Genomic DNA, 21,541 nt, shown 5'->3' with positions numbered 1-21,541 from the left:
GAACCAAAACCTCCTTTCCTTAATACCATGGTATTAAGGAAAGGAGGGTATATATTATGAACTGCTGTGAATTAAACGGTCTAACTGGCCGTGTTATTACCCCAGAGACCCCCATTTATCAAGAAGCAAGACAAGTTTATAATCGGGCTGTTCAAAAATTTCCTTCCGCTATTGTATACTGTCAGAATATAGCTGACGTCTGTCACGCAGTTTCATGGGCAAAAAACCATCATATCTGCCTGCGGATTCGTGGTGGGGGCCACAATTATGAAGGTTACTCTACTGGAAATGAAGTTCTGGATATTGACTTAAGTGAAATGAAAGAGATCCGAATGGATGAAGATGCTCATAAAATCACCCTGCAAAGTGGGGTAAGCAATAAAGACATTTACGAAGCCGTATCGGTTTATGGGTATCCCTTCCCAGGTGGAACCTGCCCCACTGTCGGCGTCTGCGGATATACGCTTGGGGGAGGCTGGGGACTCTCCTGCCGTTACCTTGGATTGGGATGCGACAGCCTGATTGAAGTAGAAATAGTGGATGCAAAAGGCTGTTTAATCACTGCCAGTCTTACGGATAATCCCGATCTGTTTTGGGCCTGTCGTGGAGGCGGCGGTGGAAACTTTGGAATAATTGTATCCATGACCTACCGATTACCGAAAAAGGTGGATAAAGTCACCTACATTGACTTTCGATATCCCAATGCAGATCAAGATACTCAATCCTGGTTTCTTCTTTCCTGGCAGGAATGGCTTATGAATGCAGATAAAAGAATTACAATGGTATCCCGGATATTTAATTCAGCGGCAGAAGGTACCGCCATTGCAGCTTATGGAATCTTTTATGGACCACCGGAAGCTGCTTTGGGAATTCTCTCACCGCTGCTTTCACTGGGAGGTGTAAAATACCGTTTCAAACACCTTACATTTCTGGAAGCTATGACACGAATCGGAAGCCTCTATCCTCCCTATGAAACCTTTCTATCCGCAAGCCGTTTTGTACAACGTGATTTTACAGACGATGAGTGTGACCATCTTGCGGCGATGATCCAGGAACGGCCCTGTGGTTCTGTCTACACTGGTCTTTCTTTCTGTGCACTGGGAGGAATGGTATCCCAGATTTCAGAAGAGGATACTGCCTTTTTTTACCGCAAGGCTCGCTCTATTACGTGGTTGGAATCTATATTTAAAGATTCAAGATGCAGCAGCGCATCCTGGCTGAATTCTAGTTTTCATTACCTGGAAGAAAAAACCAGAGGTTCCTATGTAAACTTCCCCTATTCCAATCTCCCCTGTTACCTAGGTGAATATTATGGTGAACATGTTTGTCGTCTAAAAGAAATTAAAGAACGATACGACCCAACTCATCTCTTTACCTTCTCCCAGGGAATTTAATAAAAGCCTTTCTACAACAAAAAAGATCTCACCAAGCGCTTAAATGTGCGGATGTGGGATCTTTTTTTCTGATTATGAAGTTCTGCCAGTTTGACCAAGGATTTTATAAAGCAAACGATAGAGTTGCCCTGCTTCTTCTTGATTCAAAGGAACACAACTGGTTATTTTCTCTGGAATGGATACCGCCTGGTCTTTTAATTGTTCCCCTTTTTCCGTCAGCTTTGCAATGACACTTCTCTCGTCCTTCTTATCTCTGCTTCTAGTCAAAAGACCTGCGGCCTCCATCTTCTTTAGCAAGGGAGTCAACGTACCGCTATCCAGATAAAGGATTTCTCCAAGCTGTTTGACAGTTATCTGCTTTCTCTCCCATAGTACCATCATGGTAATATACTGGGTATAGGTCAGCCCGATCTCGTCCAGATATGGTTTATAAAGTCTGACAATCTCACGGGAACATGCATATAATGGAAAGCAAAGCTGATTTTCTATCTTCAATCTTTCATAATTCATGACTGGTAATTGTTCTCCCTCTGTAATCTCTTATTTATAGTAAGTCTTCTACTTCTTTTTTCACTGCCTTCATATCAGCGGTCGGTTCAAAACGTTTGATTACATTCCCGCTCTGGTCAATCAAAAATTTCGTAAAATTCCACTTAATATCTGGTTCCTTCTTATAATTTGGATTCTTTTTCTCAAATATGTCTTCCAGTACCTTTGTAAGTTCATGCTTGGAATCAAAGCCTTCAAATCCCTTTTCTTTTACTAGGTATTTGTAAAGGGGATCTGCATTCTCGCCATTTACATCTATTTTCCCAAATTGAGGGAACGTAACACCGAAACGCCCCGTACAAAATGTATGAATCTCATCGTTCGTTCCAGGTGCCTGATTCCCAAACTGATTGCATGGGAAATCAAGAATTTCAAGTCCTTTGTCCGCAAAATCAGCATACATTTCCTGAAGATCCGTATAATGAGGGGTAAACCCACATTCGGTTGCTGTATTCACAATCAGAAGTACCTTTCCTTTATAATCAGATAATTTTTTTTCTTCTCCTGACCTAGTTTTGACTGTAAAATTATAAACTGACATATTAAAACCTCCTTTATATTTTAAATGTTTCACGTTTCTATGTCTGTATTATAAGATGCAGGCGTTTGCTTGTCAATAGTTTTGTACAATTTAATTTTATTTAACACAATTGTTAGTAAGGGATTGACAGTTCTTTGATCTCGTGCTATATTTGTATGTACAAACAAATGAGGTGATGTTTTGAACAAACAAAAACAATCAAACGATCAAACCTGTTCGCTTAATAGCTGCTTATTTTTTTCCACATCTAAGCTAGCAAGAGAATTTGGTAAAATTGCGGAGGAGGCCTTTTCTAAAACCGGACTCTCTCCCAGCCATGCCCTGCTTTTATACCTGGTAAACCAAAAAAAGGAGATCCAGCAAAAAGAACTGGGAGAAACCCTTCACTTAACCCCTTCCACCATCACCCGGTTGATTGAAAAACTGGAGAGAAGACGACTTGTTGAAAAACTGTCAGCGGGAAAACATGTATACTTAAAACCCACTCCAGAGGGACTCGCCATGCAAGATGAAATCATGACTGCATGGGATAAGCTACATGAAAAATACAGTAATATACTAACAGAAGATGAGACCGCACAATTTTTAAAACTCAGCGGCAAACTTCTGGAACAATTAAACCAATCTTAGGAGGTCATTTTAATGAAAGAGATATTTAACAGAAGGAGCATCCGTAAGTTTACAGATCAGCCCGTAGAATCAGAGAAAATTGACAAACTGCTCCGTGCCGCAATGCAGGCACCATCCGCTATGAATCGCCAGCCTTGGGAATTTATTGTTGTAAAGAAGAAAGATACACTTACGAAGCTTTCCGAGTGCTCCCCTTATGCAAAACCCGTCCTTACTTCTTCTGTGACCTTTGCATTGTTGTGTAATGAGAATGAAATGAAGATCCCCAATGGATGGGAAGAAGATCTATCTGCAGCGGCTCAAAACATGCTTTTAGAAGCTGTCCATTTAGACCTTGGCGCCGTATGGCTCGGTGTTGCTACTTCCAAAGACGTGACAGAAAACGTTCGTACCCTCTTTGAACTTCCAGATCACATCAAACCGTTTGCCCTCATTTCCGTCGGTTATCCAGATGATCAAAAGAATGAGTATAAGGATCGTTACAAAGAAGACAGAGTCCATTACGAGAAATGGTAAAGAAGGAGAAATCATGATTAAAGTCGTTGCAAAGAATTACGTAAAAGAAGGAAAAAAAGAAGAATTTTTAGAAATAGCTAGAAAATTGGTTCAAGAAACTCGGGCAAATGATACTGGCTGCATCCGTTATGAACTGGTTCAAGATGTAAAAGATCCCCTGGTTTTAACCATGCTTGAGGAATGGGAAGATCAAACTGCGCTGGGTAACCACGGGGCTACTGCCCATTTTAAAAAAGCAATCAAAGCGATGTCCGGTCTTGTAGAAAAACCAGGCGAAACCAATATGTATACCACATTAATATAATTGGAGGACTTTATGGAAGAATTTTATTTTCCTGTTGAACAGACAATCCGCAATCGTCATAGTGAAAGAACCTATGATCCACGTCCTTTGTCCGCTGACGTAAAAGAAAAGATCCAATCTTTTATCCGTGAATCAGACAATCCTTTTCACGTTAAAGTCTCTTTTTATCTTCTAGCGTCTAATTCTGACAAAGGGCAAAAGCTGGGAACCTATGGAGTGATAAAAGGCGTCAGTGATTTTATTGGTTCTACTGTAAAAGAGGAAGAATTGGGGTTGGAAGCACTGGGATATTCTATGGAACACCTGATACTCTTTTTGACATCACAAGGACTTGGAAGCTGCTGGTTAGGAGGAACCTTTGACCGTAGTGCCTTCTCTCAAGCGATCCATTTAGAGGAAGGAATACTTTTTCCGATCATCACTCCTGTGGGATATCCGGTGGAAAAGAAAAGGCCTGTAGAATCCCTTATAAAGTGGGCCGCAAAATCAAGTCAGAGAAAAGACTGGGAGCATCTATTTTTTAAGGATGACTTTACCACCCCTTTGACCAAACAAGAAGCTGGAGCATATGAATTTGCTCTTGAGATGGTCCGACTGGCACCTTCTGCTATAAACAAACAACCCTGGCGAATCATAAAAAAACAGAATGCATTTCATTTCTATGAAGCTAAAACCAGAAAAGAAAATAAGCCGTTGGACATTCAGCGGGTCGACGTTGGAATTGCTGCTTGCCATTTTCACCTGGCGGCAATTGATAAGCATCTGAACGGAAGCTTTTTAAAGGTAAATCCCGGTATATCTGCTCCACCCGAGATGTCCTATCTTTTTTCCTGGGTGATAGAGGAATAAAAAACATGAGGGAGGGAAGTATAGTTGAATATATTGGTAGTTACAGGAAGTCCAAGAAAAAATGGGAACACGGAAATCATGGCAGATGTTTTTGCCCAATCAGCAAAAGCCGCTGGTCATCAAGTTACTACGAAAAAGCTAAGTCAATATAAGGTTCTTCCATGTCTTGGCTGCAAATATTGTTTTACACATGATGGCGTATGCATACAAGAGGATGATATGAATGATATTTTAACCGATTTAGATCAATCCGATTTACTGGTTCTTGCATCGCCGATTTATTGGTTTGATGTTTCTGCACAAACCAAATGTATGATTGATCGTATGTATGCGTTTGCCAAAAAGGGGTTTCGGATAACCTCCATTGCCATGCTGCTTAATTCCGGTTCCGACCATGTCTATGACGCAGCTGCTGCACAGCTAAAAAGCATTTGTTCCTATCTCAAATGGGAAAACAAAGGAATCGTTACGATTCCAGGCATGACAGAAAAAGGCAGCATGTTACAATCAGACAAACTAGATTCCGTTCGGGAACTTGCAAAAACATTATAAGATTAACTTTATAAAAACCCCATGATTTCCACCTATTTCCGGCTGGTAGCATGGGGTTTTGTGACTCTGTCACAGACAAAGGCCATGGATCGATTTATACTAAAAGTGATAAAAATATAACAAACTAATTTTTAATTATAAATCAGGAGGTATGCAATGAAGAAAATAGTAATTGTAGGAGGGGTCGCAGGCGGTGCCAGCTGCGCAGCGAGACTAAGACGGCTCGATGAAACAGCACAAATCATATTACTGGAACGAGGAGAATATATCTCCTATGCAAACTGCGGACTTCCCTATCATGTGGGGGATGTGATTAAATCCAGGGATGCGCTTCTTTTACAGACACCAGAAGCAATGAAAAAGAAATACAACGTAGATGTTAGAATCAAGCACGAAGGCATTTCCATTGATAAAGAAAACAAAAAAATACAAGTGCGAAACTTGAATACTGGAGACGTATATGATGAATCCTATGATACCCTGGTACTTTCCACCGGATCCTCTCCTGTGCGCCCACACATTCCCGGAATTGAATCATCCAGAATTCAGACACTCTGGACCGTTCCCGATACCGACCGCATCCGTGCTCTGATTCGGGAAAGTGGAGTAAAGACAGCTGCCGTAATCGGCGGTGGATTTATTGGTCTTGAAATGGCTGAAAACCTTCGTCATGCAGGACTTTCGGTTTCCTTAATTGAGATGCAAGATCAGGTTATGGCTCCTATGGATTACGAAATGGCTCAGTTACTCCATGAAAATATGGTTCAGAACGGAGTTTCTCTTTTCCTTTCCGATGGTGTATCTTCGTTTGAAGAAGAAAATGACGGAGTAACCATTACGTTAAATAGCGGAAAGAAACAAAAGGCAGAATTAGTTATTCTCTCCATTGGCGTTCGTCCAAATAGCGAACTGGCAAAGGCTGCCGGACTTAATCTAAATAAACGAGGGGGAATCATTGTCAATGACTCCTTAGTTACTTCTGATCCTAATATCTATGCAGTTGGAGATGTCATCGAAGTGAACGACTTCACCTTTCAGGAAGCGACCATGGTTCCACTTGCAGGTCCAGCGAACAAACAAGGGCGGATTGCGGCGGATCACATTGCAGGAATCAATGCTACCTACCAGGCAACTCAAGGAACCTCGGTGGCAAAAGTATTTGACTTAACGGCTGCTTTTACAGGTACGAGTGAAAAAGTGCTGATCAAACGGGGATTGAAAAAAGGGGTTGACTATGAGAGTATCATCATCACCCAGAATTCTCATGCCGGATATTACCCTGGAGCCACACCTTTGACATTAAAATTGTTATTCACTGCTGACGGTAAAAAAATATTCGGAGCTCAGATTGTGGGGAGAGACGGAGTTGATAAACGAATTGATACCCTTGCTGTTGTCATTCGACTAGGTGGTGGCATTAACGATCTGAAACAGTTGGAGCTGGCCTATGCTCCCCCCTTCTCCTCTGCAAAAGATCCAGTGAATATGGCTGGCTTTACAGCAGAAAACCTTCTTAACGGTAAAGTCTCCATCTCCACGTGGGATGTGGTGGAACGAGATCCTGACGTTTTACTTCTGGATGTAAGAGAAGACGTAGAATTAATGGCTTTTTCCCTTCCGAAGGCAAAACATATTCCGCTTGGACAGCTTCGTGACCGGTTAAAAGAACTGAACCCAGAAAAAGAAATTGTTGCATTTTGTGCCATAGGTGTCCGTGCTTACAATGCTGCTCGAATTCTAATGCAAAATGGCTTCCAAAATGTCAAAATCTATCCAGGTGGTGCCAGATTCTATCAATCCACACACTATCAGGATGAAGATATTACACCAACAGGAACAACACAATCCTATTCCGACAATGGACAGATGGATACCAAGAACATCCCGACAACCGCTATGCGTCTTGACTGCAGCGGAATGCAGTGTCCAGGGCCCATTATGAAAGTTTTCGAAACCATGAAAGATATGGATGAAGGAGCCGTTATGGAAGTCTCTGCTTCTGATCCCGGTTTTTCCAGAGACATCGGTGCATGGTGCCGGCGCACTGGCAATACCTTATTATCCAACGAACAAAGAGGACACGATTATGTGGCACTCGTTAAAAAAAGCACCACTCCTCCCTCCTCTGTACCTCAGAACCCAGCTGATGGGAAAACCATCATTGTTTTCTCCGGAGACCTAGATAAAGCTCTGGCAAGTTTTATCATCGCAAATGGTGCTGCCGCTATGGGAAGACCCGTCACCATGTTTTTCACCTTCTGGGGGTTAAATGTTCTTAGAAAAGAAGAAAAACAGCCCATACACAAATCTCTGGTAGAATCCATGTTTGGGATGATGCTTCCACGTGGCACCAAAAAGCTAAAACTATCCAAGATGCATATGGGTGGTATGGGAACCGCTATGATGAAAAAAATCATGAATGACAAACACGTAGATTCTCTGGAAACACTTATTAAAAAAGCTATGAAATCTGGGGTTAAAATCGTTGCTTGTACCATGAGTATGGACGTTATGGGGATTCGCCCCGAAGAGTTAATTGATGGCGTGGAACTTGGCGGAGTGGGTGCCTATCTTGGTGATGCCGAAGAATCCAACGTCAATCTCTTTATCTAATGAAGCCATAAAAGGGAACACGAAGGCTAGGCCGTTTGACATTTTGTTCTTTTAAGGATATACTAATCCCATATGTGAAAAGCGAGGGATTACAAATGGCCAGACCTGTCAAAAAACGCCGGGTGTGTGGATTACCTGCCACCTCGGAATTTGCTCCATGTGTCAGAAGACAGTTCGAATCCGTGGAGATGACAATTGACGAATATGAAGTAATCCGTTTGATTGATCATCTTGACCTGACCCAGAGTGAGTGCGCGAAGCAGATGAATGTTGCAAGAACTACGGTTCAAGCTATCTATGACAGTGCAAGAAGTAAGATTGCAGATACCATTGTCAACGGAAAAAAACTTGTGATTCAAGGAGGAAATTACGTCTTGTGCTCCGATGCTCCTGCCTGCTGTGTAAAAAACTGCACCAGACAAAGAGGAATCAAGGGACATTGCGATAAGCAAAGTGGCGAGTCCATTTCCTGTGCCAATCAAACTTTGAAGAATCCCGGAAATCCTTGCGATTAATGGGAAACAAAACCGGAGGTGACTTAAGTGGGATTCCCATAGTCATTTCCGGTTTTTGTTCCAGTTTATTTCCCCTTATTTCTTAGCTTTAAATAGTCCTTGATCAGGGTAGCGGTCTGTTCTAAATCTATGCAGCTGGTATTAATAATTAAATCGTAATTGTTCCATTCTTCCCAGTTTCCACCCGTATAATAACGATAATATTCTTTTCTCTCCCGGTTGATCTTTTTTACCCGTTTTGCCGCATCTTTCTCATCCAGTCCATCTACTTCCATCGTTCTTTTGATCAAAGTATCAACATCTGCATAAACAAAAATTTTTACCAGTCCTGGGTAATCCACATCCGAACGGCTTAAGATATAATCTGCACATCTTCCAGCTATGATACAAGGTTCTTCCTCCGCCAGTTCCCGAATCACCTGAGACTGAAAACGGAATAAATTTTCTGGTTTTATAATATCTGAATCCGTAGATGGTTTTCCAAGCTGTGGCTTTAAACCAGTGACAATCTTGTATAGCAAATTGTTGCCTGCCTTCTCATCTGCAAGACGGAAAAACACCTCTCCCACTGCACTTTGTTCAGATGTAATTCGTAATATCTCTTCATCATAAAAGTGGATTCCCAGCTCTTTTGCAAGTGCTTTTCCTACCATACGTCCACCACTTCCGTATTGTCTTCCTATGGTGATAATTAAATTATTATTTTCTATCATTCTGATACCTGCCTCCTTCTACCTCTATTTTTGCTGAGGATTTGGTTCCCTCTATTGTACTCTAATTTAGCAGGATTTACAATTAAATACGCTGTGCCAATTCATCAAAACAGATGGCACCATACGGTCTGATCTTCATCCGATATGCACTGCCTGTCCCTATGGCTTTTTCGATATAGTCCACATATTCCTCGACCAGTTCATTGGGAAGCATGGCCATAATGACGCCGGCAAAACCACCTCCATGTACCCTGCAGGCACCTTTCTTTTTCTCTTTGATAAACAGTTCCGTAAGAGCCAGTGCGATTGAAATCCCCTGTTCCTGATAATCAGCATTGGTATAACAGTTTTGAAGCCATTTAAAAGAGGAGTTCCCTGAATCGGAAAGATTGGTCAAAAAATCTTCAAACCGCCCCTCTTTTAATGCAGCGACTTCCTCCTCCACTCTTTTATTTTCTTCAAAGAAATGAAGAGCGCGAAGCACGGACCTGTCTCCTGCAAACTCCCTAACCTTGTCTAACTGGTCAATCACCTGCTGTTTTGTAATCTCAGCACAGACCTCTTTCCCGAAAAATTCAGCTACTTTTTTCATCTCCTGAGGAACAGAAGAATATTCTCTGCTTAAATCAGCATGCCCTTTCCCTGTATTGACAATAATAAGGCTATAATTTTCATTATTAAAATCAACGTCTATTTTTTCCACAACGGGAACTTTAGGATTCTTAAAGTCAATGGAGATCAAACCACCCACTGCACAAGCCATCTGGTCTAAAAGCCCAGATGCCTTCCCCCAGTATACATTTTCCGCATGTTGACCGATCTGGGCATAGTCAACCACATCTAATTTCCCTTGATTAAAAAAGGTATCTATCATGGAGCATAAAAGCATCTCAAACGAAGCAGAAGAACTCACCCCTGCTGCACTAATGACATTGCTTGTCGTATAAGCATCAAATCCACCGATCTCATGACCTGCATCTAAAAAGCCCTGCAGAATCCCTTTCACAAGCTCCTCGGTCCCTGCCATCGTTTCACTTTTTGACAGATCATTCAGATCGATCTCGATGCTTTGCTCATAAGTTTCACTTACAATCCTGACCATCCTGCTTTGATTCGTATAAGCTGCCCCCACACAGTCTAAATTGATACTGCCTGCCAGCACTTTTCCATGATTGTGGTCCGTATGATTTCCACTGATCTCTGTACGCCCTGGAGCGGAAAACAAAAGAACCTGTTCTTGCGAAAACTTTTGTTTAAACCCAAGAACTGCCTTTTCATACCTCGTTCTGTTTTCTATCTCCCCATCTTCCCCATATAAGGCAGTCATAAGCTTCTTAGACGGTTCCGATTCTAAAAACTGAATCGTTTCACTTATATACATGTTTTGCTCTCCTTTTCCCCATTTGTCCTGCCACGAGTATAGCATATTCTGCAAAGTTTGTTCAATATAATCTTTTACAAAAAAACAAGAAAAAATTTGACTCCCTCTTTGTCTCACCTGTATAATAGTACCATCAAACACAACGGAGGAACCCATGTTCTGGAATGAAAAACCTTACCACTCTCTTGACTATGAAATGAAAAAGCAATATGGCCATAAAGTCTATAAACTGGCTCTAGAGGCAGGTATGACCTGTCCAAACCGAGACGGTACATTGGGAAGCAAAGGCTGTATTTTTTGCAGCAGCAAAGGCTCTGGTGATTTTGCAGAGGGAACATTCAGCCATTGTTCTATCACGGAACAAATCGAAGCTTCTAAAAAGCGGGTGGAGGGGAAAATGTCTGATAAGAATGGAACCTATATTGCTTACTTTCAATCCTATACAAATACCTATGCTCCTGTTTCCTATTTAAGAGATATCTTTACCCAGGCAATCACCCATCCGGATGTGAGCATATTATCCATTGCAACCCGTCCGGACTGCCTTCCAAACAATGTTCTGCTTCTGTTACAGGAATTAAACCAGATCAAACCAGTCTGGGTGGAACTTGGTCTTCAAACTATACATGAAACAACGGCACAGTACATTCGAAGAGGGTATTCCCTTTCTGCCTTTGAACAGGCCTGCAAGGACTTAAAAGAAGCCGGTCTCACCACCATTGCTCATGTAATTCTTGGACTTCCTGGAGAAAACCGAGATATGATACTTGAGACAGTTCACTATCTTTCTCATCTTTCTACGGACGGGATCGATGGAGTTAAACTCCACCTGCTTCATGTATTAAAAGATACGGATCTGGCAAAAGACTATGAGAAAGGACTGGTTCCATACGTTACACTGGAAGAATACACAGACCTTATCATTGACTGCATTGCAAGATTTCCACCTCGCACTGTAATTCACCGCCTAACCGGTGATGCACCAAAACAACTCCTTCTTTCCCCCATGTGGAGCGGAAACAAAAAACGAGTCCTTAACACCCTTACAAAGCGTTTAAAAGAACGAGGCATCTGCCAGGGAGACAGATACCTCGTCTAAACTTACTCGTTCTCCGGATGGATTACACCCTCTTGATCTACGGTGATTCCAAAAGATAGATTCTGATAATACTGATAAAAAGACTGTACCTCTTTTTCATCCGTAATTTTTCTGGTGTAGCCAGCACTTGACGTGCCGGGGATCAGGGACAAACGAACAGAATCCTGATCAAAATCCACATCTGCCTTTAACATGACTGTCTTAGGTATACGGCTGCCAAATATAAAGTTACCAAGGCTATAACAGATAGGCTTACCTTTGTAGTATTCCACCCCCTGCAACACATGGGGGTGACTACCGACCACCAGGTCCGCACCCGCATCAATGATCTGCCGTCCCAGTGCCTTCTGATATTGTTTTGGCTGTTCTTCCCGCTCTATGCCCCAGTGAACATATACCACAAGATAATCGCATAAGTCCTGTGCTTTTTTAACCTCTTCTAGTAGAATGGTTGGATCATATCCGCTGACCATACCAGGTTTTTTACGATTCGCCACCCAATTGGGATCTGGATACACTCTGGACGCAGCTAAAAATCCTATGGTTTTTCCTTTTACTTTAATGGTCTCCAGCTTCTTTGCCCGATCCATGTTCTCTCCAGCCCCCACATACTGAATATCCGCTTGATCAAGGGTTTTACAGGTATCCACCAGTGCATCGGTTCCATAATCCAAGGTATGATTGTTGGCAATGGTAACGATATCAACCCCAATTTCATTCATCATAGATACCTTAGATGGAGATAGACGAAACGTAAACTGCTTATCCGGTGCAGCCGACCCCCGCTCACTAAAGGGAAACTCCTGATTAGCCATATAAATATCCGCCTGATTGATTTCTGCTCTTAAGGGCTCATCCAATACACCTTGTATACCACCAGAATTATCATAAGCTGTTGTTACATGAGTAGATAGTAATATATCTCCCGAAAAGATCAGATGAACCTTTGTTTCTATCTCTGTCTCATCCTCTGATTCTTCCCTATCTTCAGCGATTCCTATGGTTTGCTCTTCCCCTAGATCCACCTGTGGCATAAGATCAGACTCACTTACAGAAACCTTTGATATCTGATTCCTTTTCCACTCACTTCTCAGGATCCAGCCGCTCAATAACAAAAGCAGTAAAACCGGAAGAAGAACCAAACACATCATCCATTTATTTGTTTTCTTCATCGATTCCTCCAGATTGTTTATATTTTCCACATGCTATTATTTATTTCATGACTTTTTCCGCAACATGAGGCTTTTTATCCACTTATAACATGATATCCATTCCTTTTTTCTCATGCTTTCGTGGGGATGCATTCTATTTTTTCATCTTACACTGGTTGTTCATAAAAGTCAATTCTCCCAGATCAAAAAAAAGCCAATTCCAGTAGAGAAATCATACCTATCTTCTCTGCCAGAAAAGGCTTCTTACTTCCAACCCTACAAGTGGGATCTAAAGCGTCATGACGATTCCGCCATCATTGGCATAAACCGTAGCAACACCTGCTGTCTCAGCAATAACTACATCTTTGTATTCTCCTCGTTTTAACATCTCTTGCTTCACAAACTCTGCTCGTTCTGCATGATTACAATGAGAAATGGCAAGGACCTTATCTCTGGTATCACCAGCTCCCTTTATGGCGATGTCAGCCATACGCATCAATGCTTTATTTATCCCTCTTGCCTGATCTAGCTTTATAATGGTACCAGACTCTGCACCCATGACTGGCTTAATGTTAAGTGCGGTAGCAAAGAACGCCTGAAGCCCAGAAAGACGTCCATTCTTTCTCAATGTATCCAATGTCTCAAGAACAAAATAAGTTTTCATGTTTTGAATAAATGTTCTGGCTTTTTGTTCTATCTCTTCAAAAGGAAGGGATGCTTGACAAAGAGACTGAACATACAAAGCAACGTTTAACTGACCAGAGGATGCAGAATCTGAACCAAGTACTGCAATCTTCTTCCCATCTTCTCCATGTTCCTCTTCATATAATTTTTTTCCAAGTACCGCACTGCTGTAACTACCGCTTAAATGTTCTGACAAGGTAATCACAAATACTTGATCTTCATCGCATTCATATGCTTTCTTATATAGTTCCGGAGATGGACATGCTGACTTCGGCGCTTCACTACTGCTTTTTACCAATTTCAGAAAACTCTTTTGATCAAATGTATCATCGTCAATAATTTGGGTGTCCCCAATCTGTAAAGTAAGGGGTACAATTTGAAAGTGGGGATCTTTTTTCAGTTCCGGTGTCAAATCTGTGCAACTGTCCCCAATGATTTTATAGCTCATATCTCTATTTTCCTCCTAGCCCGAAACTCATCATGTAGTATTCATTACTATATATTATAGAGAATGGAGGTACGTATGTCAATAGAAGATTCACAATCAGAAAAGAACCGATGAGAGGAAGCCATATGTGAGTTACAAATGGCTTCCTTTCGTCCGTTCTGATAAAGTTTTATTACTCTCCGTCTGCCATGAGAAGCATAAGCTCATTACTTCTGGTGATAAATCCTGTCATACGTTCTGGCGTAAGGGAACCGTGACTGAGGGCTGCAAGGTCATAAAGCTGTTGACAGATTGCATCTGTATGCTCTCCCCCTTTGTGTTCTAATACATAGGTTACAAGTTTGTTGTTATAGTTTAATACAAGTGTTTCTCCATTGCCTCCAAACATGGAAGGATCCATTCCAGACATGGCATACATCTTCATCATCTCCTGCATCCGGCGTGATTCTTCGGAAACAGTGATCATAGAGGAGACGGACTCATTCTTTAGTTTCTCAACCTTAACATCCAGATTCTCTTTTCCTAATGCTTTCCGGAACAGTTCCGTTAATGCTTCTGCATCAGACTTAAGAGCTTCCTTGTCCTCCTCCGTCATCTCTTCTTTAAAAATGTCAGATAAGTCTGAATTGATGCAAAGGAATTTCACATTCTCATTCTTTTGTTCTAAGTATCCCACAAAAGGATTGTCAATATTCTCGGTCATATAAATAGCATCAAGACCAGCCTCTTTAAACATATTAATATACTGGCTCTGCGCTTTTTCATCTGTAATATAGAAAACCTTATTCTCATGCTTTTCTTTGTTCTCTTCCAGACAGTCCGATACAGTCAAATACTTGCCTTCCAGATTCTTAAAGAGTATGGAATCGTTTATCTTCTCCGCAAACTTCTCATCCTTTAAGCAGCCAAATTTAATAAATGGATTGATATCAGCCCAGTACTTTTCATAAGTTTCACGATCAGTCTTAAACATTCCTGTTAGTTTATCCGCTACCTTTTTAGTAATGTAATCAGAAATCTTCTTAACAAATCCATCATTTTGAAGCGCACTTCTAGATACGTTCAACGGAAGATCTGGACAATCAATCACACCTTTTAACAACATTAAGAATTCTGGTATAACCTCTTTAATGTTATCAGCGATAAACACCTGGCTGTTGTAAAGCTTAATTGTTCCTTCCAGACTATCATAGTTAACGTTCAGTTTAGGGAAATACAAGATACCTTTTAAGTTAAAGGGATAGTCCATATTTAAATGAATCCAGAACAATGGTTCCTTATAATCGTTAAATACCTTACGATAAAATGTCTTATATTCATCCTCTGTACATTCGTTAGGGTGTTTGTTCCAAAGTGGATTGGTGTCATTGACTGTTACCGGACGCTTTTTAATCTTATATTTTTCCGTAGCTGGAGATACTTCTACGACTTCTTTCTCGCCGTTTTCATTCTCCTTTTCTTCGGTTTTGGCTTCTTCCACAATGGTTTCAATGATGGTATCTTTTTCTGTTAATTCATCTGTTTCGATGGTTTCATACTCTGGTTCTCCAGAAGCATTGGTTAAATATATCTCCACTGGCATAAAGGAGCAATATTTTTGTAGAACTTCTTTTGCACGATATTCATTGCAAAATTCCAGAGTCTCTTCGTTTAAATACAATTTAATCTCAGTACCAAACTCAGTCTTAGAGCCCTCTTCCATCATAAATTCCGTACCAGCCTCTGATTCCCAATGTACTGGAACAGCCCCCTCTTGATAAGATAAGGTATCAATGGTTACTTTATCGGCTACCATGAATGCAGAATAAAAACCAAGACCGAAATGACCAATAATCTGTTCTTCATTCGCCTTGTCCTTATATTTTTCAAGAAAATCTCTGGCTCCGGAAAATGCAATCTGGTTGATATATTCATCTACTTCATCCGTGGTCATTCCAAGACCATTATCTCGAAAAGTTATGGTTTTTTCATTAGAATCTGTAATGACTTCGATCTTAAATTCTAGATCTTCTGGTTTCTGCCATTCTCCCATAATTTCCAGCTTTTTCAGCTTCGTTATGGCATCGCAACCATTGGATACAAGTTCCCGGTAGAAAATGTCATGATCCGAATACAACCATTTTTTAATAATTGGAAATATGTTTTCACTGTTAATCGATAAGCTTCCTGTCTTTGCCATATAAGAACACTCCTTATTTTTCTATTTCTTTTCCATGTCTTTCATGGATTTCTTTCTTAATACCCTGCAAAAATTATTTTAATACGCAGTTCATTAAATGTCAATAGAAAATTAGCACTCATTTTAATTGAGTGCTAATAATGTCATTCTTTTTGGAAAGGTATTTGATTGTTCTTTAAAAATCCCTGGAATGCCTGATCCCATTCTTCGTCAAGCGTTTTATCCAGTGTAAAGATTGATACGGATGTCCCTGTGACACACATAAGGCGCTCATTTTCATAGCGAATATTAATCAACAGACCCTTTACCTGTTCTGGAGAAAGTGAGATCTGCCGGGTTTCTAAAAACTTTGTAACGCCTTCTTTCGGCATCTGAAGAATGATTTTAAAGCTTCCTGGTAGTTTCTTCCCTTTAATCAGGGAAAAACAAAAGTTCTTTACCATAGACCAAGTGGATCGCTCTCCCACTGGATTCTCCTCTAACTCTTCTCTAGAGTAAAATCCCCTACAGATCGAACCATCAATAAAAAAAGTATTAAACGTGGTTATAGAAGCTTCCTTTAATAAAAACGAATCAAACACTTCTCCCACAAACAATTTTAAAGTAAAGGATTTAATATCCTCAATTTTAAGTGCAATCATGGTCATTCTCCCCATCTGTATTCTCCTATTAACTATACAACGTTTCCTCCCAAACTGTCAACGCAGATTCCGTCCCCTATTCCATACGTCTTTTATCTGTGTTATAATTAAATTCGGTTTTTTCAAATAAAGAAACGATTTAGAAAAGAGGAAAACAAATGAATGATTTCAAACAGTTAGAATCTCTGATTGCTGCTTCGGTCTCTCCCTACCACTGCATAAAGGCTGCGGCTGATCAGCTTGACTCCTCAGGTTTTAAAGAATTATCGCTGACTGCTTCCTGGAACCTTAAAAGAGGCAGTTCTTATTATATCAAAGCATTTGATTCTACACTCCTTGCATTTAATGTGGGGGAAGAACTAGGAGACAGCCCTGCTCTGCGTCTGGCCGCTTCCCATACAGACTGGCCCTGCTTAAAGGTAAAACCATCACCAGAAGTTACTTCTCTGGAATATGGAAAATTAAACGTAGAAGTTTACGGCGGTCCTCTGTTAGGAACCTGGTATGACCGTCCTTTGTCACTGGCTGGTAAAGTCAGTATAACCGGAGACACCCCCATGGAGCCAAAAACTATATTTGTGGACTTTGCCCGACCACTTCTTACAGTGCCGAACCTTGCCATTCATATGAATCGCAAGGCCAATGAGGGCGTACCCATTAATGCACAAGTGGATATGCTTCCTCTGATCACTCGAATTACAGAAGATTTAAGCAAAGAAAACTTCTTTGTCGATGCTTTAGCAAAAGAAATCGGTGTAGATAAGGACGAAATTCTGGATTATGAAATCTATGTATACAACTGGGAATCTGGAACCAAGTTAGGCCTTAACAACGAGTTTTATTCGGCTCCCCGTCTGGACAACTTAACTTCCGTACAGGCCTGTTTAAGCGGAATTAGAACCGCTCCCTGTAAAAAAGGCATCCATGCTGTTGCTTTATACGACAATGAAGAAATCGGAAGTCATACGAAACAGGGTGCAGCTTCTTCCTTAACTGAGCATATATTAGAAAAAATATACGTAAGCCTTGGATTCCAAAGGCAGGATTTCTTAAATGCGTTGTTTGGTGGATTTCTACTTTCTATGGACGTGGCACATGCCATTCATCCCAATCATATAGAAAAATGTGACATTAAGAACCAGATCGTTATGGGAGATGGAGTTGCCATTAAATTGGCAGCAAGCCAGGCATATGCTACCGATGCAACAAGCACCGGTGTAATTGAAGGAATCTGCCGAAAGAAACAGATCCCTTATAAGAAATTTTCCAACCGATCTGATATGAGAGGAGGATCTACCTTAGGCAGCATCTCTTCTGCACTACTTACCATGCCCGCAGTCGATGTCGGTGTTCCTATTCTTGCCATGCATTCAGCGAGAGAACTTATGGGCATAAACGATCAGAGCGCACTGGTAAAATTAGCACAAGAATTCTTTCGTGCATAAAGGAAAAGGAAACCAACGTTTTTTGTTGGTTTCCCTTTTTTTACGGAAGACTCCCCATGGTCTCCGATATCACTTCTCTGCTGGTTTCCGAAGGATTTTGGATTGATTTACTTCCCTGCCAATATTGATATCCGTAATATCCTCCAGTTACTGCAAAAATCAAGAGAAGCAAACCACACATGGTTGTCGTAATTTCCATAAAAAGTTCTCTTTTCCGACTTCCTTTTCGTCTGCGGCTGCGTTTCTGTCTGTCTTTGGTTCCATCCCGTTTCATTGGTATCTTGTCCTTCCCTGTAATCAATCTGGAAAATGTTTTTTATATATTTCAAAAAAACGGTCAGTTGTGGTTTTATCATCTTTCGAAAATTTGGTCTTTTTCCAAAGATCATTCTGAAACGTCACCGGATTCTCTTGTTTAAAACGGGAATAAATCTGATCAAAAGCTTCCTTCTTCCGCTTCTTAAACAACCCTGCTTTCCTCTCCTGTGTGGCAATTTCGTCATAATCATTCACACATTTGATGATATAGTACGATTCATTTTCCTTTACTAACTGGCTTATCTCCCCTGTGGAGAGAGCAAAAGCAGCATCTTCGTAAGCACCTTTATTCTCTCCCCGTAATACATTCCGTTCAATTATATCATCTTCTGAATACTCTCTTGCAAGGGAGCTAAAATCATTCTCCGTATTCTCTGCTTTTAAAAGTACCTCTTTTGCAGTTTCCTGATCTGTGAGAACGATCTGCTGCACCACGATCACTTTTGCTTCGCTGTCACTGATCTCTAAATTCATATCTTTCGTTAATTCAACCACCACTTTATTGGACCGGTAATATTCTTCGTACATGGTTTTTACATCTGCTTTTGAAACCCCCATGTATGCAATATCATCGGCACTTAGAGATGAAAAATATTCTTCCGTTGCTTTCCTGATTTCCTCTTTTTCACTACCGGTAAAAGTTATCCCTTTTTCTTCCGCCAATTGATTCATCATGTGCATTTCCTGAAGAAACTCTTTCACTTGTTTTTTTAAATAAGATTCAAACGTCTGACCTTCTGGCAAATCCACACCCCAGATCTGACTGGTATAAAGTTTTTGATACCGGTTTCGCTCCGTTGTTAAGATCACCATGGATTGAGGCAGGGTATATGCCTTTGTATCAGATATTTCTGAAACAAGGGGGATATTGGACTTACAGCCGGTCAGCAAGACAGCTAACGCTGCAATGATGAAAAGAAATATAGTTAGGTTTCTTTGCTGGCCTTTCATTGGCATTCCTCTTTTCATGCTATAATAGCAGTTTTAGTATTTTTATAACACCATCATTCTGATTGGTATCTGTCTGAAATCTGGCGGCTGCCTTCACTTCTTTCCGAGCATTTCCCACAGCAAAACTATAATACGCCTGTTTTAACATCTCAACATCATTTAACTGATCTCCAAAAGCCATAGTCTCTTCTGGTTTGATCCCCAGTCCTTCCTGAAGAAGCTTAACCGCCTGTCCTTTGTTGATTCCAGGTTTCATACAGTCCATCCACATATTTCCCGCTATGGTGATTTTGAGACGGTCTTTGTATTTTTCCTGCAATGATTTGGTGTGTAGTTCCACATCCGCCTTACGGTACACGCTGATTTTAATAAACTCCGAATTTACTTGTGTTAAATCAGGGACAACGGAAACTCGAAACTTATACCCGTTAACCAGCCAGTCGATAAATTCTTTGTCCTTGGTTTCTAAATATACAACATTCGGACCGCTTACCATAAGTTCTAGGTCTTCCCTCTTGCGTACATCGGTGATCATATCCAGAACTGTCTGACGTTTAATTGGATTTAAAAAAAGATTTCTTCCATGGCAACCCACATAGGCTCCGTTATCCGATAAATAAAAAACCTTTTCCTTTACCGGTTCAAAAATTGATTCAATGCTTGCCCACTGGCGTCCACTGGCTGCGGCAAACTGAATGCCTTTGGACCGAAGCTTCAAAATCACGTCATAAATCTCCGGATTTATATCATTCCTTCCATCGTGCACCAAAGTTCCATCGATATCTGATGTGATTAGTTTTATCATACCTCTGCCTCCTGTTCTAGCATCTGCTTCAATTCCTGATATACACGGCCTACGGGCAAACCGACTACATTGCTGTAATCTCCGTCTATCCCTTTGATATAGGCTGCAAATTTTCCCTGAATGCCATAAGCGCCTGCCTTATCCATAGGTTCTTCATCCTCGGAATAGTTTCTTATCTCTTCTTCTGACATGGAATATACATGTACAAGCGTACGTTCTGCAAATGTTTTTACCACTGTCCCCGTTTCTTTCACATGCAAAAGAGTCACTCCTGTAAAGACCTCATGGGTCTTTCCTTCCAGTGCGGAAATCATCTCATACGCATCTTCATGGCTGGCAGGTTTTATAAGAATCTTTCCTTCCAAAGCAACAACCGTATCTGCTCCGATGATAATTGTTCCTGGTGGTTCAGACCTCGCCACATCCTCTGCTTTTTGCAGAGATAACTCCCTGACTGCATCAAAAGGTACTGTAGTTGTGATCCTCTCCTCCATAGTACTTGGCTTAATCCTGGGTTCTAATCCAATCTGATTTAAAAGCTCTCTCCTTCTTGGAGAAGCAGAAGCCAGTACAATTGTCACTTTATTTTTCATTGGTAACCTCCAAATCGTAAATAGGCGGGACCCTTAACGAATCCCGCCGTATCATCAATATACTTTCAGTCGTCCTACCAGAGATGTATCTTCTTCACATTCTCCTTTGAATTGCAACCGCATGGTGTAAATAAAATCCACTGCATAGAATATGACCAGACTCATAGCAACCAACCGATCTAAACCTTCCGGTATCATACCTGCGGTCTGATTCACAAATCCACGAAGATAACGGAAATAAAAAATTCCTAGAAATCCCCAGGCAATACTGCTTTCCAGACAGATAATCCCTTTGTAATTAAATGGTTTCCTGCTATAATCCCACCAGAAAGAACCAAAGAGCCGAATCATCATATTGGCGGTTACCAGCTCCATAAAGGTTGCCATCGCCATGGATGCGAAATAAAGCAGAATCGGATCATTCATAAGTGGTTTTAATAAAATCATGGCTCCAGTCGCTCCAAATCCATAAATAATGCAGAATGGTCCATGTCCAAATCCACGATTATACACAATCCTTCTATTCTCAAAACTAAGTACAGAACATTCAAGAAGATAGCCAAGAAAGCTGAACAGGAAAAAACAGTTTATCTGATGATAAATTGACATATCCAATTTGCCTCCAATTTTTTAACAATATTTAAACTTGTTAAAGTATAATATGGAAATC

Annotated in this window: 23 protein-coding genes; 10 read left to right on the top strand and 13 right to left on the bottom strand. The window is 40.9% G+C overall.

Annotation, left to right across the window (positions count from 1 at the left end):
• Positions 1 to 56 precede the first annotated feature (56 nt).
• Entirely contained in the window at positions 57 to 1,394 is a 1,338-nt protein-coding gene (locus tag EFT72_RS00505) for an FAD-binding oxidoreductase (protein WP_124064869.1), read from the top strand.
• Between the two features lie 72 nt (positions 1,395 to 1,466).
• On the opposite strand, the gene EFT72_RS00500 is transcribed toward EFT72_RS00505, so the two are convergent.
• Positions 1,467 to 1,904 carry a MarR family transcriptional regulator gene (locus EFT72_RS00500; RefSeq protein ID WP_124064868.1) on the bottom strand — a complete coding sequence of 146 codons (438 nt, stop codon included), beginning with the start codon at positions 1,902 to 1,904 and terminating at the stop codon, positions 1,467 to 1,469.
• 34 nt (positions 1,905 to 1,938) lie between these two features.
• Entirely contained in the window at positions 1,939 to 2,484 is a 546-nt protein-coding gene (locus EFT72_RS00495) for a glutathione peroxidase (protein ID WP_124064867.1), read from the bottom strand.
• Positions 2,485 to 2,664: 180 nt separating this feature from the next.
• Here EFT72_RS00495 and EFT72_RS00490 point away from each other — a divergent pair, with 180 nt between their 5' ends.
• The 7 genes from EFT72_RS00490 (at position 2,665) to EFT72_RS00460 (ending at position 8,463) form a co-directional block, all read left to right on the top strand.
• Positions 2,665 to 3,114, top strand: a complete 450-nt coding sequence (locus EFT72_RS00490) for a MarR family transcriptional regulator (RefSeq protein WP_124064866.1) — start codon at positions 2,665 to 2,667, stop codon at positions 3,112 to 3,114.
• Positions 3,115 to 3,126: 12 nt separating this feature from the next.
• Positions 3,127 to 3,630, top strand: coding sequence for a nitroreductase family protein (locus EFT72_RS00485; RefSeq protein WP_124064865.1), 504 nt, complete (start codon positions 3,127 to 3,129; stop codon positions 3,628 to 3,630).
• A 13-nt stretch (positions 3,631 to 3,643) separates the two neighbouring features.
• On the top strand, positions 3,644 to 3,934 hold the full coding sequence (locus EFT72_RS00480) for a putative quinol monooxygenase (RefSeq protein WP_124064864.1): 291 nt from the start codon (positions 3,644 to 3,646) through the stop codon (positions 3,932 to 3,934).
• Between the two features lie 12 nt (positions 3,935 to 3,946).
• Positions 3,947 to 4,783, top strand: coding sequence for a nitroreductase family protein (locus EFT72_RS00475; protein ID WP_124064863.1), 837 nt, complete (start codon positions 3,947 to 3,949; stop codon positions 4,781 to 4,783).
• 24 nt (positions 4,784 to 4,807) lie between these two features.
• Entirely contained in the window at positions 4,808 to 5,335 is a 528-nt protein-coding gene (locus tag EFT72_RS00470) for a flavodoxin family protein (protein WP_124064862.1), read from the top strand.
• Between the two features lie 156 nt (positions 5,336 to 5,491).
• Entirely contained in the window at positions 5,492 to 7,948 is a 2,457-nt protein-coding gene (locus EFT72_RS00465; protein WP_124064861.1) for a DsrE/DsrF/DrsH-like family protein, read from the top strand.
• A gap of 95 nt (positions 7,949 to 8,043) precedes the next feature.
• A complete protein-coding gene (locus tag EFT72_RS00460; RefSeq protein WP_124064860.1) occupies positions 8,044 to 8,463 on the top strand; it encodes a DUF134 domain-containing protein in 420 nt (139 codons plus the stop codon).
• 65 nt (positions 8,464 to 8,528) lie between these two features.
• Here EFT72_RS00460 and EFT72_RS00455 read toward each other — a convergent pair whose 3' ends face one another.
• Both EFT72_RS00455 and EFT72_RS00450 read right to left on the bottom strand, forming a co-directional pair.
• On the bottom strand, positions 8,529 to 9,176 hold the full coding sequence (locus EFT72_RS00455) for a cytidylate kinase-like family protein (RefSeq protein ID WP_124064859.1): 648 nt from the start codon (positions 9,174 to 9,176) through the stop codon (positions 8,529 to 8,531).
• Positions 9,177 to 9,258: 82 nt separating this feature from the next.
• The gene (locus EFT72_RS00450; protein ID WP_124064858.1) at positions 9,259 to 10,557 is read right to left on the bottom strand and encodes a galactokinase family protein; all 1,299 of its coding nucleotides are present in this window, start codon (positions 10,555 to 10,557) and stop codon (positions 9,259 to 9,261) included.
• A 154-nt stretch (positions 10,558 to 10,711) separates the two neighbouring features.
• On the opposite strand from EFT72_RS00450, the gene EFT72_RS00445 reads away from it, so the two are divergent.
• Positions 10,712 to 11,656: a TIGR01212 family radical SAM protein gene (locus EFT72_RS00445; protein WP_124064857.1), complete on the top strand. Its 945-nt coding sequence runs from the start codon at positions 10,712 to 10,714 to the stop codon at positions 11,654 to 11,656.
• A 2-nt stretch (positions 11,657 to 11,658) separates the two neighbouring features.
• Here EFT72_RS00445 and EFT72_RS00440 read toward each other — a convergent pair whose 3' ends face one another.
• The 4 genes from EFT72_RS00440 to EFT72_RS00425 all read right to left on the bottom strand — a co-directional run bounded on the left by EFT72_RS00440 (position 11,659) and on the right by EFT72_RS00425 (position 16,774).
• Positions 11,659 to 12,828 (bottom strand): CapA family protein, encoded by a 1,170-nt coding sequence (locus tag EFT72_RS00440; RefSeq protein ID WP_124064856.1) that lies wholly within the window; start codon positions 12,826 to 12,828, stop codon positions 11,659 to 11,661.
• 268 nt (positions 12,829 to 13,096) lie between these two features.
• Positions 13,097 to 13,939, bottom strand: coding sequence for a DegV family protein (locus EFT72_RS00435; protein WP_124064855.1), 843 nt, complete (start codon positions 13,937 to 13,939; stop codon positions 13,097 to 13,099).
• A gap of 172 nt (positions 13,940 to 14,111) precedes the next feature.
• A complete protein-coding gene (gene htpG / locus EFT72_RS00430) occupies positions 14,112 to 16,118 on the bottom strand; it encodes a molecular chaperone HtpG (protein WP_124064854.1) in 2,007 nt (668 codons plus the stop codon).
• A 143-nt stretch (positions 16,119 to 16,261) separates the two neighbouring features.
• The gene (locus EFT72_RS00425) at positions 16,262 to 16,774 is read right to left on the bottom strand and encodes a DUF5721 family protein (RefSeq protein WP_347561816.1); all 513 of its coding nucleotides are present in this window, start codon (positions 16,772 to 16,774) and stop codon (positions 16,262 to 16,264) included.
• Positions 16,775 to 16,917: 143 nt separating this feature from the next.
• On the opposite strand from EFT72_RS00425, the gene EFT72_RS00420 reads away from it, so the two are divergent.
• Positions 16,918 to 18,204, top strand: a complete 1,287-nt coding sequence (locus EFT72_RS00420) for a M18 family aminopeptidase (protein ID WP_124064853.1) — start codon at positions 16,918 to 16,920, stop codon at positions 18,202 to 18,204.
• 40 nt (positions 18,205 to 18,244) lie between these two features.
• Here EFT72_RS00420 and EFT72_RS00415 read toward each other — a convergent pair whose 3' ends face one another.
• Genes EFT72_RS00415 through EFT72_RS00395 form a run of 5 tightly spaced genes read right to left on the bottom strand, consistent with a single transcriptional unit; the run spans position 18,245 to position 21,480 of the window.
• Positions 18,245 to 18,478, bottom strand: coding sequence for a hypothetical protein (locus EFT72_RS00415; RefSeq protein ID WP_124064852.1), 234 nt, complete (start codon positions 18,476 to 18,478; stop codon positions 18,245 to 18,247).
• Positions 18,479 to 18,501: 23 nt separating this feature from the next.
• Positions 18,502 to 19,473 (bottom strand): peptidylprolyl isomerase, encoded by a 972-nt coding sequence (locus tag EFT72_RS00410; protein WP_124064851.1) that lies wholly within the window; start codon positions 19,471 to 19,473, stop codon positions 18,502 to 18,504.
• Between the two features lie 19 nt (positions 19,474 to 19,492).
• A complete protein-coding gene (locus tag EFT72_RS00405; protein WP_124064850.1) occupies positions 19,493 to 20,278 on the bottom strand; it encodes an HAD family hydrolase in 786 nt (261 codons plus the stop codon).
• Entirely contained in the window at positions 20,275 to 20,871 is a 597-nt protein-coding gene (locus EFT72_RS00400) for a Maf family protein (protein ID WP_124064849.1), read from the bottom strand. The genes EFT72_RS00405 and EFT72_RS00400 overlap by 4 nt, the downstream gene beginning before the upstream one ends.
• A 54-nt stretch (positions 20,872 to 20,925) precedes the next feature.
• Positions 20,926 to 21,480, bottom strand: coding sequence for a putative ABC transporter permease (locus EFT72_RS00395; RefSeq protein ID WP_124064848.1), 555 nt, complete (start codon positions 21,478 to 21,480; stop codon positions 20,926 to 20,928).
• Positions 21,481 to 21,541: the final 61 nt, after the last annotated feature.

The organism is Clostridium sp. E02 (assembly GCF_003833015.1).
Classification (GTDB): domain Bacteria; phylum Bacillota; class Clostridia; order Lachnospirales; family Lachnospiraceae; genus Lacrimispora.
The sequence above is the reverse complement of the archived record's forward strand: the minus strand, read 5'-3'. Positions and strand labels throughout refer to the sequence as shown.

Bases quoted from the DNA above. Each gene is read 5' to 3' on its own strand.
- EFT72_RS00505 (WP_124064869.1), top strand. From the start codon at position 57: ATGAACTGCTGTGAATTAAACGGTCTAACTGGCCGTGTTATTACCCCA.
- EFT72_RS00500 (WP_124064868.1), bottom strand. From the start codon at position 1,904: ATGAATTATGAAAGATTGAAGATAGAAAATCAGCTTTGCTTTCCATTA.
- EFT72_RS00495 (WP_124064867.1), bottom strand. From the start codon at position 2,484: ATGTCAGTTTATAATTTTACAGTCAAAACTAGGTCAGGAGAAGAAAAA.
- EFT72_RS00485 (WP_124064865.1), top strand. From the start codon at position 3,127: ATGAAAGAGATATTTAACAGAAGGAGCATCCGTAAGTTTACAGATCAG.
- EFT72_RS00480 (WP_124064864.1), top strand. From the start codon at position 3,644: ATGATTAAAGTCGTTGCAAAGAATTACGTAAAAGAAGGAAAAAAAGAA.
- EFT72_RS00475 (WP_124064863.1), top strand. From the start codon at position 3,947: ATGGAAGAATTTTATTTTCCTGTTGAACAGACAATCCGCAATCGTCAT.
- EFT72_RS00465 (WP_124064861.1), top strand. From the start codon at position 5,492: ATGAAGAAAATAGTAATTGTAGGAGGGGTCGCAGGCGGTGCCAGCTGC.
- EFT72_RS00460 (WP_124064860.1), top strand. From the start codon at position 8,044: ATGGCCAGACCTGTCAAAAAACGCCGGGTGTGTGGATTACCTGCCACC.
- EFT72_RS00455 (WP_124064859.1), bottom strand. From the start codon at position 9,176: ATGATAGAAAATAATAATTTAATTATCACCATAGGAAGACAATACGGA.
- EFT72_RS00450 (WP_124064858.1), bottom strand. From the start codon at position 10,557: ATGTATATAAGTGAAACGATTCAGTTTTTAGAATCGGAACCGTCTAAG.
- EFT72_RS00445 (WP_124064857.1), top strand. From the start codon at position 10,712: ATGTTCTGGAATGAAAAACCTTACCACTCTCTTGACTATGAAATGAAA.
- EFT72_RS00440 (WP_124064856.1), bottom strand. From the start codon at position 12,828: ATGAAGAAAACAAATAAATGGATGATGTGTTTGGTTCTTCTTCCGGTT.
- EFT72_RS00435 (WP_124064855.1), bottom strand. From the start codon at position 13,939: ATGAGCTATAAAATCATTGGGGACAGTTGCACAGATTTGACACCGGAA.
- htpG (WP_124064854.1), bottom strand. From the start codon at position 16,118: ATGGCAAAGACAGGAAGCTTATCGATTAACAGTGAAAACATATTTCCA.
- EFT72_RS00425 (WP_347561816.1), bottom strand. From the start codon at position 16,774: ATGGGGAGAATGACCATGATTGCACTTAAAATTGAGGATATTAAATCC.
- EFT72_RS00420 (WP_124064853.1), top strand. From the start codon at position 16,918: ATGAATGATTTCAAACAGTTAGAATCTCTGATTGCTGCTTCGGTCTCT.
- EFT72_RS00415 (WP_124064852.1), bottom strand. From the start codon at position 18,478: ATGAAACGGGATGGAACCAAAGACAGACAGAAACGCAGCCGCAGACGA.
- EFT72_RS00410 (WP_124064851.1), bottom strand. From the start codon at position 19,473: ATGAAAGGCCAGCAAAGAAACCTAACTATATTTCTTTTCATCATTGCA.
- EFT72_RS00405 (WP_124064850.1), bottom strand. From the start codon at position 20,278: ATGATAAAACTAATCACATCAGATATCGATGGAACTTTGGTGCACGAT.
- EFT72_RS00400 (WP_124064849.1), bottom strand. From the start codon at position 20,871: ATGAAAAATAAAGTGACAATTGTACTGGCTTCTGCTTCTCCAAGAAGG.
- EFT72_RS00395 (WP_124064848.1), bottom strand. From the start codon at position 21,480: ATGTCAATTTATCATCAGATAAACTGTTTTTTCCTGTTCAGCTTTCTT.